This is a genomic window from Stenotrophomonas sp. GL_101, assembly GCF_057835675.1.
Genome location: NZ_CM174432.1, coordinates 3,813,017 through 3,826,749, shown reverse-complemented (window position 1 = coordinate 3,826,749; position 13,733 = coordinate 3,813,017). Strand labels below are relative to the sequence as shown.

Sequence of the window (13,733 nt, the reverse complement as noted above, 5' to 3'; positions counted from 1 at the left end):
GCTTCAATGCAGTCGCGGGGTCCGCCCGCCCATTTCCACCAGCTTCTCGCGCACCCACTGCGCATCGGAGGCCTTTGCATTGCGTTGCAGGTACAGGCCCAGGTCGCTTTGCGCGCCGGCCTGGTACTCCAGCTGCAGGTAGGCCAACCCACGATCGCGCAGCGCGTCGTCCTGTTCGGGGGCCAGCTTGAGCAGGCGATCGGCACTGCGCGCGGCGCGATCCCACTCGCCGCGTTCCACGTACACGCCATGCAGGTTGCGCAACATGCGCATCAGGATCGCGCGGGCCGGGGCGGCATCCAGGATCTGCGCCAGCACGCTGTCGTCGGGGGTTTCACCGCCCAGGTGCGAGCGTGCGCGTTCGCGCAGTTCTTCCACATCCAGCGGGCGGCCGCCATTGAACGGGTCCATCACCAGCATCCCGTCGTCCACCGGCAGCCGCACCAGGAAATGCCCCGGGAAAGACACGCCGTCCAGCGGGATACCCAGCCGGCGGGCCACTTCCATCTGTACCAGGGCCAGCGAGATCGGGTTGCCCAGGCGGCGTTCGAACACCTGGTTGAGGTAGCTGTTGCGCGGGTCGTAATACTCGCCGTGGTCGCCGCCGTAGCCCAGTTCGTCGAACAGGTGGCGGTTGACTGCGGCGATCTTCAGCGGCCAGTGTTCGATGGTGTCCACTTCGGTGCGCAGGTGGTCGGCGTGACTCTGCACCACGGCGTCGTAGACCTTCGGGTCCAGGTCGGGGTATTCGTCGCGGGCGATCAGCAGCGCGGTGGGCAACAGCGGCAGGGCCTCGTCGTCCAGTTCGGCCAGTGACTCCCACGTCGGCAATGTGATCTGCCCCTGCATGGGTACAGACTGGCGGCAATCGCGACCGGTTTCAAGCTGTCCGGTGTGAAAAATGGTGGTGGGCAGCCGACCGACGGTCGGCTCTACCGGTCGGCGATGCCCGGGCCGAAGGTGATTTCGGTGCCGTCCTTCAGTCCGAGCTTTTCCGCCTGGCCGGCATTGAGTTCAAGCACATACCGGGCCGGGCCGCTGCTGGGGTAAGGCGGGCACCGGTCGCCGGCCGAGCACGGCGGTACGTCGCGCTGCTGGCTGACCAGCCGGCGCTGTTCGTCGAAGTACAGGATGTCCAGCGCGATCTTGGTGTTCTTCATCCAGTAGGCCTGCAGCTCTTCACGCTCGTGCAGGAACAGCATGCCGTGGTCGGCGGGCATCTGGTCGCGGAACATCAGCCCGCGTGCGCGGCTGGCGTCGTCGACGGCCAGCTCCACCTTGTAGCGGGCACCGCTCAGTTCCACCCAATGGCGGGCGCCGCTGCTGGCGCAGCCGGTCAAGGTCAACAGGAGCAGCAGCGGCAGCAGGCGGGTCAGCGACATCGGGTCTACCTCGAAAAGAAAGAAGCCGGCCAGTAGGGGCCGGCTGCGGAATCAGAGCACGCGGGGCGGTTCGCCGCCGATGATGACCACGTCGGCCGGGCGTCGCGCGAACAGGCCCACGCTGACCACGCCGGGCAGCTGGTTGAGCTCGCGCTCCAGCTGGACCGGGTCGGTGATCTGCAGGTGGTGGATGTCCAGGATCACGTTGCCGTTGTCGGTGACCACGCCTTCGCGCCAGGCCGGCTGGCCGCCGGTCATGTCCAGGATGCGGCGCGCGATCAGGCTGCGTGCCATCGGGATCACTTCCACCGGCAGCGGGAACCGGCCCAGTACCGGCACCTGCTTGCTCGGGTCGATGATGCACACGAAGCGCTCGCTGGCCTCGGCGATGATCTTCTCGCGGGTCAGCGCGGCGCCGCCGCCCTTGATCAGGCATTTGTTGCCGTCGCACTCGTCGGCGCCATCCACGTACAGCGACAGGTTGCCGGTGTGGTTGAGCTCCATCACCTCGATGCCGTGTTCCCTGAGGCGCGCGGTGCTCTGCTCGGAGCTGGACACGGTGCCCTTGATGCGGTGCTTGATGCGGGCAAGGCCATCGATGAAGTAGGCAACGGTAGACCCGGTGCCGACCCCGACGATCATGCCGTCTTCGACGTATTCCAGGGCTTTTTCTGCAGCCAGGCGCTTGGCTTCGGACATGACGGGAAACTCGTGAGGGAAAGGGTCAGTGCTTTTCCAGCGACAGCAGCAGCTTCCACTGCGCAGCTGTCACCGGCAGGATCGAGAGGCGGTTGCCGCGCGCGGTCAGCGGGAAACCCTCGCCCAGCGCATCGGCATGCAGCTTGATCTGGTCCAGCGAAATGGTGTCGCGCAGCTTGCGCTCGAAGGCCACGTCGACCAGCAGCCAGCGCGGTTCCTCGCGGGTGGCCTTGGGGTCGTGGTAGTCCGATGTCGCATCGAACTGGGTCTCGTCCGGGTAGGCCTCGCTGGCCACCGTGGCCAGCCCGACGATGCCGGGCACCTTGGTATTGGAGTGGTAGAACAGCACGCCGTCGCCGATCTTCATGCCGTCGCGCATGAAATTGCGCGCCTGGTAGTTGCGCACGCCGTTCCAGGGCTCGCGGCCCACGCGTTGCAGATCGTCGATGGAAAAGGCATCCGGTTCGGACTTCATCAGCCAGTAGCGCTTGCGTGCGGTCATGCGTGTCTTTATCGCGGTAGGTACCGATCGTTGGTCGGTACGGAAACAAGGGTTGAGGCTTCTGTACAGATCGCATCCACCGCGACGTCCCACGGCTGAACCGGCAGGTCATCGACCTGCTGGACCGAGAAGCCGACCCCGACCAGCCACGGCGGCGCCGGGCGCTGCTGGCGGAATGCGAAGCTGCGATCATACCAGCCGCCTCCCATGCCCAGCCGCCGGCCGCACGCGTCGAAACCGACCAGTGGCGCGACCACCAGGGCCATCTGTTCGGGCGCCAGAGTGTCGCCAATGGCCAGGTCCGGTTCGGGAATGCCATAGCGGTTGGCGGTCAGCGGCTGGCCTGGCCGCCACGGCGCGAAGCGCAGGGTATCGCCGGCCAGGATCGGCAGGCAGTACTGCAGTCGGTCGGGCAGTTGCATCTGCCAGCGGTGCAGCGCGATCTCGCCATCCATCGCCCAGTACCCGGCAACGAAGCCCTCGGTGGGGGCAAAGGGGAGTTGCAGCAGGGCATCGGCCAGTTGCTCGGCAGCGGCCAGGCGCTGCACGGCGGGAATGTCGCGGCGGCGTTGGCGCAGCTGCTGGCGCAGTGCGGAGCGCGGGTCGGTCATGCCTGGGTCCGGAGCGGGGTACGGGCGCGGATAAAACAAGAGCGACGTCCCGATGGGGCGTCGCTCTTGCAGGAAGACTGCATTCTCCGCGGTGACGATGCGTGCGAAACGACCTTGAACCCGGGGTTCAAGTGGGTACGCTGGGGTTCCTTCGGGCTTCCCGCTACAAGGCGGACCTGCACTCCCGGCGCCGTCGCGCACCCGTGGTCGTAATTAAGGGACAAGGCGAATGTTTGCACACGCCGTCGTTCACAGCAGAGAACGCGTCGCCATTATAGCCAAGCGCACGCCGAGGGGTAGGCCGTTCGTCGGTCGGATTACACCTGAATTCAGATCGATGACCGGCGCGTGTTCATCGCGCCACGGGGAATGACCCCATCGCGCATCAGGTCCCGTCGATCGCCCGGTCCAGACGCCGGTTCAGATCGCCCAGGGTCTGCTGCAGGGCAATGGCCTGGCGCGCATGCTCATCGCGCAGCTGCTGCAGTTCGTGGGCCAGGTTCAGAGCGGCCAGTACCGCCACGCGGTCCACCGCGGCCATGCGGTTGCTGCCGCGGATCTCGCGCATCTTCGCCTCCAGCAGCCTGGCCGCGGCGGTCAGGCTTTCGCGTTCTTCCGGGCCCACGCCCACCGTGTATTCACGGTCCAGGATGCGGACACTGACCGGTTCGGTCTGGCTCATGTGTGCTGCTCCAGGGATTTGAGGCGGGTGATCATCGCTTCCACCCGGGAACGGGCCTGCTCGTTCTTGGCCAGCAGCTGCGAGCGCTCGGTGACCAGGTGTTCCTGCTGGTGACGGAGGCTGCGGTTCTCCTCGGCCAGGCGCTGGTTGCGTTCCAGCAATGCCTCCACCCGGGCGGCGAAGGCCTGCAATTGGGCGATGGCGTCGGAAGGTTCCATGTTCGGCACCATAGGCAAGGGCAGTGGAGGCGGTCAAGCAAATAATGGCCGGGAGGGCGTCGCGGGGCGCCTGGCCGCTGGCGGCAACCGGCGTCGCCTCGATCACGACCCGAAGCGTACGGCCGGATTGCTACACTGTGACGCTGCCAGAGCGCCGCCATGGGTGGCCCCGGGCGCCTTTTCCCGATCGAGCCCCAAGATGACCGAACTTCCCAGTGTTGACGAGGTAAACCAGGCCAGCCAGGCATTGGGCCTGGGCGCCAATGCCGCTGAACTGCACGGCGGCCTGTGTGGCTGGTTGTCCGCCGGCGGTGCGCCGGTGCGCGAATGGCCGGCGCGGGTGCTGGCCGATGACAACCTGCAGACCCCGGCCGAGGGCGACGCGCTGTCGCGCTTGCTGGAGGCCAGCGTGGCACAGCTTGAGGACCGCGATTTCGCCTTTGAACTGCTGCTCAGCGACGCCAGCGACACCGCCGCGCAGGCCGATGCGTTGTTCACCTGGGCACGCGCGTTCCTGGGCGGCTTCGGGCTGGGCTCGGGCAGCACCCGCCCGACCCTGTCCGAAGAGGGTGAAGAAGGGTTGAACGACCTGGCCAAACTGGCCCAGGCCTCCAGCGAAGACTTCGAAAGCGGCAACGAGGACGACGAAGACGCGCTGGCCGAAATCGAAGAGTTCATCCGCGTGGCGGTGCTGCTGCTGCACGGCGACTGCGTGATGGCCGCGCGCCACCGGCAGCGCTTGAACTGAGATGGATATCCGGCAGCTGACCGGCATCTCCGCCGCCGAATACAGCCGTCGCCGCCGCCAGCTGATGGAAATGGCTGGCGACGACGCGATCCTGGTGCTGCCGGCCGCATCCGAGCGGGTGCGCAGCCTGGACACCCACTATCCGTTCCGCCAGGACTCGGATTTCTGGTATCTGGGCGGCTTCCCGGAACCGGATGCGGTGCTGGTGCTGATTCCGGGCCGACGCCACGGCGAGGTGATCCTGTTCTGCCGCGAGCGCGATGCCGACCGCGAAGCCTGGGACGGTGCGCGCGCCGGGCAGGAAGGCGCGGTGTCGCAGTACGGCATGGACGATGCGTACCCGATCGACGACCTGGATGACATCCTGCCCGGGCTGCTGGAAGGCCGCTCGCGGGTGTACTACCACTTCGGCCGCGATGCCGACTTCGACCTCAAGCTGATCGGCTGGGTCAACCAGGTACGCGCGCAGGTGCGCCATGGTGCGCAGCCGCCGCATGAGTTCCTCGAGCTGGGCCACCTGCTGCACGAGCAGCGGTTGTTCAAGTCCAGTGCTGAAATCGCGCTGATGCAGCGCGCCGCCGATATCAGCGTGCAGGCGCACCGGGTGGCGATGCGGGTGGCGCACCCGGGCATCCACGAGTATGCGCTGCAGGCCGACCTGGAGCGTGAGTTCCGCGCCAATGATGCGTGCGCGGCTTACTCCAGCATCGTCGGTGCCGGCGCCAATGGCTGCATCCTGCACTATCGCGACAACAATGCACGTACGCGCGATGGCGAGCTGGTGTTGATCGATGCGGGCGCGGAATACCGCGGCTATGCCAGCGACATCACCCGCACCTTCCCGGTGAACGGCCGCTTCAGTGCCGAGCAGCGCGCGCTGCACGATCTGGTCGGCGCCGCACAGGCTGCTGCCCTTGCGCAGGCGCAGCCCGGCAATGCCTATGAAGCCGGCCATCTGGCGGCGGTGCAGACGCTGACCGAGGGGCTGCTGCAGCTGGGCCTGCTCAAGGGGACGCTGGAAGACAACCTCGCCGAGGGCCATTACCAGCGCTTCTACCGGCATAAGACCGGGCACTGGTTGGGACTGGACGTGCATGACGTGGGCGACTACCGGCTCGCCGGCGACTCGCGCATGCTTGAGCCGGGCATGGTGTTCACCATCGAGCCGGGCCTGTATGTATCAGCGGATGACCGCAGCGTGGAAGCGCGCTGGCGCGGCATCGGCATCCGCACCGAGGATGACGTGCTGATTACCGAAGGCGGCCACCAGGTGTTGACCGCGGCATTGGCGCGCAGCGCCGATGAGATTGAAGCGGAGATGGCCAAGCGCGCATAAGGCGCGCGACAACCACCCGTAGAGCCGACCGTTGGTCGGCTGCCCGGATTGCCGCATGGAGCCGCCGACGAACGGTCGGCGCTACGATGTTTCGGTGCCGCCTGCAGCCGACCAACGGTCGGCTCTACGTGGCTTCGGCGAACGCCGGGCGGGTCAGGTTGCTGGCCTCGCCCTCGGTGCACAGCACCTCGTCTTCGATGCGGATGCCGCCGTAGGGGCGGAAGAAGTCCACGCGGTCCCAGTCGATGCTCGCACCGTTGCCGGCCTGCTTCACTTCCTCCAGCAGCATGTCGATGAAGTACACGCCCGGTTCGATGGTGACCACCATGCCCGGTTCCAGCGCACGGGTCAGGCGCAGGTACGGATGGCCCGGCGGGCGCTCGATGCGACCGCCGCGGTCGCTGGCCGCGAAACCGGCCACGTCATGCACCTGCAGGCCGATCAGGTGGCCCAGCCCATGGGGGAAGAACGCCGCGCTGACGCCGGTGGCCAGCGCCGCTTCGGGCGAGACCTTGAGCACGCCGAAGTCCTTCAGGATGCCCATCAGCGACAAGTGCGCGTCCACGTGCAGCTGCTTGTAATCGACCCCGGCGCGCACCCCGGCCGCCATCTGCTGCTGTGCGGCGTCGACCGCGTCGATCATCGCCTGGAACTCGTCATGGCCGGAGGCCGCATAGGTACGGGTGATGTCGCTGGCATAGCCATGTGCGCTGGCGCCGGCATCGATCAGCAAGCTGCGCAGCGGGCTGGGCGCGGTGCGGCCCAGGTCGGTGTAGTGCAGCACCGCGGCGTGTTCGTTGAGGCCGATGATGTTGCCGTATGGCAGCTCATTGGCATCCTGGCCGACTGCGCTGCAGTACGCCATGTGGATGCTGAATTCGTCGGCGCCGGCGCGGAATGCCGCTTCGGCGGCACGGTGGCCGCGTACGCCCAGGCGCTGCGCTTCACCCATCAGCGCGATTTCATACGGAGTCTTGTAGCCGCGCTGCCAGTCCAGATAGTCCAGCACCGGGGCGGGGTTGTTGGGAATGAACGTACCCAGCGCGCTTTGCGGCTCACCGAGGATCGCGCAGCGGGCGGCGTCCTTGGGCAGCAGCGCCAAGGCCTGCTCGGGCGTGCGGATGATCTGGACGTCAACCTGTTCCACCCACCACCCGTTGGGGGCATCGGGCACCACGTGCCAGTAGTCGAACGGCTGGTGGAAGATCAGTGTCGGGCGCTGTCCGGGGGTGTATACCAGCCAGCTGTTGGGCAGCTTGGTCAGCGGCAGCCAGGCCTTGAAGTTCGGGTTGACCGCATACGGGTAGTCGCGGTCGTCGAACGCCTGGTAATGCGGGGTGCCGCTGGGAATCACCAGGTGGTCGAAACCGCCGCGCGCCAGCGCTTCGTCCGCGCGCCTGCGCAGCACGCTGACGTGGTGGGAGTACAGGGCGCCGAGGTCTGGCTGGTTCATCGCGGAAGACTCGTAGGACAGTGCGGAATGCAGCCCCTGATTCTGCCGCAATCGGCCGCGCGGTGCTGTGCCGGAACCGGCACTCAGGCCGCCGAAGTTTCCTGCGCGATCCAGGCCCGCAGCCGCTCGCGATGCTCGCGGCTGAGGGTGAGGAAACGGAAGCCCACCCAGGCCTGGCCGGGGGCATGGGTCTGCTCGCTCCAGAGCAGGTGCGCGCCCACGTCCAGCGCCAGCGGCTGGCCTTGCGGCCCGGGGATGGAAAACTGCAGCTGGTACAGCGCGTCGTCGTGCATGGGTACCGAGGCCAGCATCAGCATGCCGGTCTCGGACACGTTGCCGAGCCGGCCGACCACGGTTTCGGCCAGCATGTCGCTGACCGGGACCAGTTCGGCCACCTGGCGGCGGGGGGCGCGGCGGGTGTCGGTTTCGGTGCTCATGCGGGGGTCTCTCCGTCAGCGCTGCTGCCGGCCAGCGACCGCAGCGTACGTAGCGTGGCCTGCCAGGCGCGGTCGATCAGGCGGCTTTTGTCCTCGCCGACGATGCGCAGCTGGCCATGCGCCATCAAGCGCGCCAATGCATCCAGTGAATGCTCGCCGACCTTCTGCCCACGCGGATTGACGAACAACGCGTTGTCGGTGAGCAGGCTGTACCAGGACAGGCGCTGGCGGCGCAGGTCGCCCTGCTGGTTGGTGGTGAACTCGAACCAGGTGCCGAACGGCAGCGTGCGCAGCTGGCGGTAGCAGTCTTCCTCGGCCACGCTGCGCGCCAGCGGCGCGACCTTGCGGGACTCGTTGCCCTCGGCCTGCTCACCCAGCCGGGTGCGGGCGCGGATCCGCGCGGTCAGTTCGGTACGTGAACTGCCGTCGTCCTCGCCACCCGGGGTGGACAAGCGCCGGGCGATCGCGGCGGCTTCATCCTGGTGGTAGCCCACCTGCAGCAGTGCCGCCTCCACCTGGCCGCCCAGTTCGGCATCGCCGGGCGCGCTGCCCGGTGCCTGGCAGGTGACCTCTGCAATGCGCACGGTTTCCTGCTGGCGCTGCTGCCATTGTTCGGAGTCCTCGCCACTGCGCAGCAGGGTCAGGGTGAGCACGTCCGACCAGGCCTGCTTGAGCAGCGACTGCACGAAGCGCGGCGGCGCCGCCTGGGCGCATAGGTCTTCGATGCTGGCGCTGGCCTGCTGCTTGGCCGATTCCAGCCGCTCCTTGCCACGCGCGGCATCGACATGGCGGCGCTCGGCCAGTTCGGCCTTGTGCGCAAGCGCACGGAAATGCTGCTGGATGTCTTCGTTGGCGGTCTCGAACACCGCCGCATCGCCCTGGTAGTCGTTGACCACCTGGTCAACCGCGCGGCCCAGCTTCTGCACCAGCTGCGGGTCGATGTCCTCTGCGCCCAGCCAGTTCGCCCCGGCTTCGGCGACCGCGTTGAGCAGCTCGCGCGCAGGGTGCTGGTCGCGCACGAAGAACGCCGGGTCCGACAGCGCGGCGCGCGCCACCGGTACCTGCAGGCGGGCCAGCAGCTCGGCGGCCGCCGCGTCGGGGCGCACTTCGCGCTGGATCTGCCCGTACAGCATGTCGAGCAGGTCGAAGGTGTCGTTGTCCTTGACCGTCAGCGCAGCCTGCGCGCCGTGGTCGGCCCGCATCTGCGCCAGCAGCGCGTTGTGCAGGTCGGACATGCTGCGGCGGGCGCTGCCATGGCCCACGCTCTGCGACTGCAGCTTGGCCAGGGTGGCGTGCACGGTCTCGCTGGCGATGGCGACCGCCGGTGCCATCGGCGCGGGCGCTGGGGTGGATCCGTCGGCGGCGGTCGGCGGGGTGCCGGGCGCTGCGCCGGCCTCCGCGTGTGCAGGGGGCGCAAGGCCACCGGTGCTGGCATGGCGCGCCGCGTCGAGCAACTGGTGCAGGGCCGACATCGCCGGGGCTGCCAGGTCCTGCACCGGGCTGTCGGCAGCTGCCTCCGCACCGGCCGGCGCTGACGGGGCGACCATCGCTGCGGCCCCGGCCCCGGCCGCGCGCAGCGAGGCGGGCAGGTCGGCCATCGCCTCGTTGGTCAGCGCTGCCCAGCCGCTGCTCTGGGCCGAACCGCTCCAACCGGTCAGCGGCCGGACCACCTTGCCGCCTTCGCGCGGGGCGGCCGCGCGCTCGGCGCCGGTGACGATGCGCCGCGTGGTCGCCGAGCGTGCCAGATAGGGGGTGTAGACCAGGCCGGGCAGGATGCCTTCGTGGCCGAGCAGGATGTTGGCGCGTTCCAGCAGTTCGCCCAGCCGGTCGATCACCTGGCGGTCGAACACGCGGTAGAGCGCCAGCTGGGTTTCCATCCCGAGCGCGAACCGCTCGCCCAGTTCGCGCAGGATCCGGCACGCCACATAGGGCCCGAACGGCAGGTCGTCGACCTCGAACTCCGGCCCGGCGGCGAGCACGCCGAAGCGCTGGCCCAGCAGCTGCAGCGCGCTGGCCGAGCGTTGCGATTCGCGGCGGGTGATGTCCACCAGCACGATGTCGCGGTCGATGTCGGTGTCGGCCACCAGGGTCAGCGTATTGGCCGTCATCGAGGCGGCCGCCGTTACCGGCACGTGCTTGATGCGTGGCGCGTGCAGGCTGGCCAACACCTTGCCCAGTTCATCCAGGAAGCACGGGGCGAATTGCGCGTTGACTTCGTGCAGGCGCCGCGTCTGGGCGTAGATGTCGGCCTGGATCTGGCTGTTGCGCGCGCGCTCGGCGTCGCGGAACAGCTCACGCTCCAGCTCGACGATGGTCAGCTTCAACGGGTTGGCCAGGGTCTGCGCGGCGAGGGCGTGCAGGGCGGCCAGCAGGCGTCGCACGCGCGGTGGCGCCGGCACGTCGGCGAAACGGGCCAGGTCGGGTGCGGCTGATGAAGGTGCGGACGCAGACATCCGTTGTGGTTCCGGCTCCCCTGAGAACACGGAATCTAACGGTTTCGCCCTGCCGCCGCCAGAAGGAATACCCCGACACGCATCCCCGGCGTAGAGCCGACCGTTGGTCGGCTGCTTTCCACCAACGTAGCGCCGACCGTTGGTCGGCTGCTCCATGTGGCTATCGGCGTCCGACCAACGGCAGCCGACCAACGGTCGGCTCTACGGCAGGAACAGTTCGACCACGTCGTTGGTGAAGCGCCGGCCCAGCTCGGTCGGTTGGGCGCGCATGCCTTCCAGGGTCATCCAGCCACGCTCGACCGCCGCCTGCAGCGGCGCGGCTATGCGCGCGCGATCCAGCCCGGTGCGTGATTCGAAATCCTTCAGGCTGAAGCCTTCGTGCAGGCGCAGCAGGTTGAGCATGTACTCGAACGGCAGGCGTTGCGCATCGATCACGTCATCGCCGCCGATCGAGGCGGCCGTGCCGGCGCTGTCCATGAAGGTCTGCGGGTGCTTGTGCTTCCAGCGGCGCAGCACGTGCTGCTCGGCGCCACTGCTGATCTTGCCGTGCGCGCCGGCACCGATGCCCAGGTAATCGCCGAAGCGCCAGTAATTGAGGTTGTGCGCGCTCTGCCGGCCCGGTTGGGCGTAGGCGCTGACTTCGTACTGCGCGTAACCGGCGTCAGCCAGCAGGCGCTGGCAATGCTCCTGGATGTCCCACGCCGAATCCTCGTCGGGGATGCCCTGCGGTGGCCGCGCGAAGAACACCGTGTTCGGCTCCAGGGTGAGCTGGTAATGCGACATATGCGTGGGCTGCAGCGCGAAGGCGCGTTCCAGGTCATGTTCGGCCTGGGCCAGGGTCTGCTGCGGCAACGCGTACATCAGGTCGATGTTGAAGTTGTCGTAGCCAGCGTCCTGGGCCAGTTTCACCGCGCGTTCGGCTTCGCCACTGTCGTGGATGCGACCCAGCCGCTTGAGCGCGTCATCGTTGAAGGTCTGGATGCCGAAGCTGATCCGGTTCACCCCGGCGGCGCGGTAACGGTCAAAGCGGCCGTGCTCGGCGGTACCCGGGTTGGTTTCCAGGGTCACTTCCAGGTTCGGCGCAAAGCGCAGGCGCGCCGAGGCGGCCTGCAGGAAGCGGTCGATCGCCTCCGGTGGGAACAGGCTGGGCGTGCCGCCGCCGAAGAACACGCTGCTGACCACCCGGCCCCAGACCAGCGGCAGGTCCTGGTCGAGGTCGGCGATCAACGCATCCACATAGGCATCGAACGGCAGTTCGCCCTTGGCCGCATGCGAGTTGAAATCGCAGTACGGGCATTTGCGCACGCACCACGGCAGGTGCACGTACAGCGCCAGCGGCGGCGGAACCAACCGCGGCGCGTGGTCATCGTCGCAGTGTTCGCCGGGCAGGTGGGAGCAGTGGTCGTGTGTCTGGGCCATGGTATTCATCGGTAGTGCCGGCCGCTGGCCGGCTTCCCTGGGACGATCAGGCGGCACATCACTGCCAACCGGCGAGCTTCTGCTTGAGCAACTGCAGCGCGATGGCGCGGTGGCTGATCGCGTTCTTTTGCGCCGGCTCCATCTCTGCCGCGGTCAGGCCGCGCGTCGGGTCCAGGAATACCGGGTTGTAACCGAAGCCGTTGCTGCCGCGCAGTGCATCCAGGATCACGCCTTCCCAACTACCTTCGCAGATCAGCGGCTGCGGGTCGTTGGCGTGGCGCAGCAGCACGATCACCGCGTAGAAGCGTGCCGTGCGGCGTTGCGCCGGCACCTCGCGCAGCGCATCGAGCAGCTTGGTGTTGTTGGCCGCGTCGTTGGTCGGGCTGCCGGCGTAGCGCGCGCTGTACAGGCCGGGCGCGCCGTCGAGTGCGTCCACGATCAGGCCCGAATCGTCGGCCAGCGCCGGCAGCCCGGTGACGGCGCTGGCATGGCGGGCCTTGATCAAGGCGTTCTCGACGAAGGTCAGGCCGGTTTCGGGTACGTCGCTGACGCCCAGCTCAGCCTGCGCCAGGATCTGCAGCGGCAGGTCAGCCAACATGGCCTGCAGCTCCTTCAGTTTGCCGGCGTTGCCGCTGGCCAGGACCAGTTTCATGGTGTGGGCTCCAGCAGGTCCCAGGTGTTGCCGTACAGGTCCTTGAATACCGCCACGGTCGCGTAGACCTCCTCGCGCGGGGTTTCCAGGAATTCCACGCCGCGCGCGGTCATCGCCGCATGGTCGCGCCAGAAGTCATCGGTGTTGAGGAAGAAGCCGACCCGACCGCCGGTCTGGTTGCCGATCCGGCTGCGCTGTTCGTCGTTGCTGGCGCGTGCCAGCAGCAGCGCCGCTGCGCTGCCGTCAGTGGGCCCCACCACCACCCAGCGCTTGTTGCCCTGGTCGATGTCGTGGATCAGCGTGAAGCCGAGCTTGCCGGTGTACCAGGCAATCGCCTCGTCATAGTCGGCCACCACCAGGGTGGTCAGCGCGATGCGACGGTTCATGCCGACGCCAGTGCCGCCTGCTGCGCGACGAACAGGTCCTTGATGCCCTTCTCGGCCAGCACCAGCAGTGCGTCCAGCTCGTCACGACGGAACGCGTGGCCCTCCGCGGTGCCCTGCAGTTCAATGAAGCCGCCGCCATCGTTCATGACCACGTTCATGTCGGTATCGCAGTCGCTGTCTTCGGCGTAGTCCAGGTCCAGCACCGGGGTGCCGCGGTACACGCCGACCGATACCGCCGCGACCGCGCCGAAGATCGGGTTGCGCTTGATGTCGCCGCGCTTGAGCAGGAAGTTCACCGCATCCACCAGCGCCACGTAAGCGCCGGTGATGGCTGCGGTACGGGTGCCGCCATCGGCCTGCAGCACGTCGCAGTCCAGGGTGATGGTGCGCTCGCCGAGCGCGCCGCGGTCGATGCAGGCGCGCAGGGTGCGGCCGATCAGCCGCTGGATCTCCAGCGTGCGGCCACCCTGCTTGCCACGGGCCGCTTCGCGGTCGTTGCGGGTGTGGGTGGAGCGCGGCAGCATGCCGTACTCGGCGGTGACCCAGCCTTCGCCCTTGCCGCGCAGGAAGCCCGGCACGCGGTTTTCCACGCTGGCGGTGCACAGCACGCGGGTTTCACCGAAGCTGACCAGTACCGAACCCTCGGCATGGCGGGTGAAGGCGCGTTCGATGCGCACTTCGCGCAGCTGGTCGGCCTGGCGGCCGCTGGGACGGGAATCGGACATGCGGTGGGGTTCCGTGAAAGCGGGGGAGAA

The 13,733-nt window shown here is 67.9% G+C and carries 16 protein-coding genes and 1 other RNA gene; 2 read left to right on the top strand and 15 right to left on the bottom strand.

Going from position 1 to position 13,733, the window contains the following annotated elements; all coding sequences use genetic code 11:
* Positions 1–3: 3 nt before the first annotated feature.
* From AC3IR9_RS16870 to AC3IR9_RS16835, 8 genes are all read right to left on the bottom strand, one after another.
* A complete protein-coding gene (locus AC3IR9_RS16870; RefSeq protein ID WP_489292150.1) occupies positions 4–849 on the bottom strand; it encodes a SirB1 family protein in 846 nt (281 codons plus the stop codon).
* Between the two features lie 83 nt (positions 850–932).
* Entirely contained in the window at positions 933–1,382 is a 450-nt protein-coding gene (locus AC3IR9_RS16865; RefSeq protein WP_489292148.1) for a DUF192 domain-containing protein, read from the bottom strand.
* Positions 1,383–1,433: 51 nt separating this feature from the next.
* Positions 1,434–2,081 carry a ribose-5-phosphate isomerase RpiA gene (gene rpiA / locus AC3IR9_RS16860; protein ID WP_489292147.1) on the bottom strand — a complete coding sequence of 216 codons (648 nt, stop codon included), beginning with the start codon at positions 2,079–2,081 and terminating at the stop codon, positions 1,434–1,436.
* A 25-nt stretch (positions 2,082–2,106) separates the two neighbouring features.
* A complete protein-coding gene (locus tag AC3IR9_RS16855; RefSeq protein WP_489292145.1) occupies positions 2,107–2,583 on the bottom strand; it encodes an EVE domain-containing protein in 477 nt (158 codons plus the stop codon).
* An 8-nt stretch (positions 2,584–2,591) separates the two neighbouring features.
* A complete protein-coding gene (locus AC3IR9_RS16850) occupies positions 2,592–3,194 on the bottom strand; it encodes a 5-formyltetrahydrofolate cyclo-ligase (protein WP_489292144.1) in 603 nt (200 codons plus the stop codon).
* A gap of 79 nt (positions 3,195–3,273) precedes the next feature.
* Positions 3,274–3,458, bottom strand: a non-coding RNA gene (gene ssrS, locus AC3IR9_RS16845) — 6S RNA.
* A 121-nt stretch (positions 3,459–3,579) separates the two neighbouring features.
* The gene (locus AC3IR9_RS16840; protein WP_489292143.1) at positions 3,580–3,876 is read right to left on the bottom strand and encodes a cell division protein ZapA; all 297 of its coding nucleotides are present in this window, start codon (positions 3,874–3,876) and stop codon (positions 3,580–3,582) included.
* Positions 3,873–4,094 (bottom strand): TIGR02449 family protein, encoded by a 222-nt coding sequence (locus tag AC3IR9_RS16835; protein ID WP_489292142.1) that lies wholly within the window; start codon positions 4,092–4,094, stop codon positions 3,873–3,875. The genes AC3IR9_RS16840 and AC3IR9_RS16835 overlap by 4 nt, the downstream gene beginning before the upstream one ends.
* Before the next feature lie 199 nt (positions 4,095–4,293).
* Between AC3IR9_RS16835 and AC3IR9_RS16830 the strand changes: the two genes are divergently transcribed.
* Positions 4,294–4,842, top strand: coding sequence for a UPF0149 family protein (locus AC3IR9_RS16830; RefSeq protein WP_489292140.1), 549 nt, complete (start codon positions 4,294–4,296; stop codon positions 4,840–4,842).
* Between the two features lie 7 nt (positions 4,843–4,849).
* Entirely contained in the window at positions 4,850–6,178 is a 1,329-nt protein-coding gene (locus AC3IR9_RS16825) for an aminopeptidase P N-terminal domain-containing protein (protein ID WP_489295871.1), read from the top strand.
* 124 nt (positions 6,179–6,302) lie between these two features.
* On the opposite strand, the gene pepQ is transcribed toward AC3IR9_RS16825, so the two are convergent.
* The 7 genes from pepQ to rph all read right to left on the bottom strand — a co-directional run bounded on the left by pepQ (position 6,303) and on the right by rph (position 13,703).
* Positions 6,303–7,631 (bottom strand): Xaa-Pro dipeptidase, encoded by a 1,329-nt coding sequence (pepQ, locus tag AC3IR9_RS16820; protein WP_489292138.1) that lies wholly within the window; start codon positions 7,629–7,631, stop codon positions 6,303–6,305.
* 83 nt (positions 7,632–7,714) lie between these two features.
* Positions 7,715–8,068 carry a PilZ domain-containing protein gene (locus tag AC3IR9_RS16815; protein ID WP_489292136.1) on the bottom strand — a complete coding sequence of 118 codons (354 nt, stop codon included), beginning with the start codon at positions 8,066–8,068 and terminating at the stop codon, positions 7,715–7,717.
* Complete coding sequence (locus AC3IR9_RS16810; RefSeq protein ID WP_489292135.1) at positions 8,065–10,521, bottom strand: DUF1631 domain-containing protein; 2,457 nt, start codon at positions 10,519–10,521, stop codon at positions 8,065–8,067. The genes AC3IR9_RS16815 and AC3IR9_RS16810 overlap by 4 nt, the downstream gene beginning before the upstream one ends.
* A gap of 201 nt (positions 10,522–10,722) precedes the next feature.
* Entirely contained in the window at positions 10,723–11,940 is a 1,218-nt protein-coding gene (hemW, locus tag AC3IR9_RS16805; RefSeq protein ID WP_489292134.1) for a radical SAM family heme chaperone HemW, read from the bottom strand.
* A 58-nt stretch (positions 11,941–11,998) separates the two neighbouring features.
* The gene (gene rdgB, locus AC3IR9_RS16800; protein ID WP_489292133.1) at positions 11,999–12,592 is read right to left on the bottom strand and encodes an RdgB/HAM1 family non-canonical purine NTP pyrophosphatase; all 594 of its coding nucleotides are present in this window, start codon (positions 12,590–12,592) and stop codon (positions 11,999–12,001) included.
* Positions 12,589–12,978, bottom strand: coding sequence for a VOC family protein (locus tag AC3IR9_RS16795; RefSeq protein WP_489292132.1), 390 nt, complete (start codon positions 12,976–12,978; stop codon positions 12,589–12,591). The genes rdgB and AC3IR9_RS16795 overlap by 4 nt, the downstream gene beginning before the upstream one ends.
* Positions 12,975–13,703 carry a ribonuclease PH gene (rph, locus tag AC3IR9_RS16790; RefSeq protein WP_489292131.1) on the bottom strand — a complete coding sequence of 243 codons (729 nt, stop codon included), beginning with the start codon at positions 13,701–13,703 and terminating at the stop codon, positions 12,975–12,977. The genes AC3IR9_RS16795 and rph overlap by 4 nt, the downstream gene beginning before the upstream one ends.
* Between the last annotated feature and the right edge of the window lie 30 nt (positions 13,704–13,733).

Bases quoted from the DNA above. Each gene is read 5' to 3' on its own strand.
- AC3IR9_RS16870 (WP_489292150.1), bottom strand. From the start codon at position 849: ATGCAGGGGCAGATCACATTGCCGACGTGGGAGTCACTGGCCGAACTG.
- AC3IR9_RS16865 (WP_489292148.1), bottom strand. From the start codon at position 1,382: ATGTCGCTGACCCGCCTGCTGCCGCTGCTGCTCCTGTTGACCTTGACC.
- rpiA (WP_489292147.1), bottom strand. From the start codon at position 2,081: ATGTCCGAAGCCAAGCGCCTGGCTGCAGAAAAAGCCCTGGAATACGTC.
- AC3IR9_RS16855 (WP_489292145.1), bottom strand. From the start codon at position 2,583: ATGACCGCACGCAAGCGCTACTGGCTGATGAAGTCCGAACCGGATGCC.
- AC3IR9_RS16850 (WP_489292144.1), bottom strand. From the start codon at position 3,194: ATGACCGACCCGCGCTCCGCACTGCGCCAGCAGCTGCGCCAACGCCGC.
- AC3IR9_RS16840 (WP_489292143.1), bottom strand. From the start codon at position 3,876: ATGAGCCAGACCGAACCGGTCAGTGTCCGCATCCTGGACCGTGAATAC.
- AC3IR9_RS16835 (WP_489292142.1), bottom strand. From the start codon at position 4,094: ATGGAACCTTCCGACGCCATCGCCCAATTGCAGGCCTTCGCCGCCCGG.
- AC3IR9_RS16830 (WP_489292140.1), top strand. From the start codon at position 4,294: ATGACCGAACTTCCCAGTGTTGACGAGGTAAACCAGGCCAGCCAGGCA.
- pepQ (WP_489292138.1), bottom strand. From the start codon at position 7,631: ATGAACCAGCCAGACCTCGGCGCCCTGTACTCCCACCACGTCAGCGTG.
- AC3IR9_RS16815 (WP_489292136.1), bottom strand. From the start codon at position 8,068: ATGAGCACCGAAACCGACACCCGCCGCGCCCCCCGCCGCCAGGTGGCC.
- AC3IR9_RS16810 (WP_489292135.1), bottom strand. From the start codon at position 10,521: ATGTCTGCGTCCGCACCTTCATCAGCCGCACCCGACCTGGCCCGTTTC.
- hemW (WP_489292134.1), bottom strand. From the start codon at position 11,940: ATGGCCCAGACACACGACCACTGCTCCCACCTGCCCGGCGAACACTGC.
- rdgB (WP_489292133.1), bottom strand. From the start codon at position 12,592: ATGAAACTGGTCCTGGCCAGCGGCAACGCCGGCAAACTGAAGGAGCTG.
- AC3IR9_RS16795 (WP_489292132.1), bottom strand. From the start codon at position 12,978: ATGAACCGTCGCATCGCGCTGACCACCCTGGTGGTGGCCGACTATGAC.
- rph (WP_489292131.1), bottom strand. From the start codon at position 13,703: ATGTCCGATTCCCGTCCCAGCGGCCGCCAGGCCGACCAGCTGCGCGAA.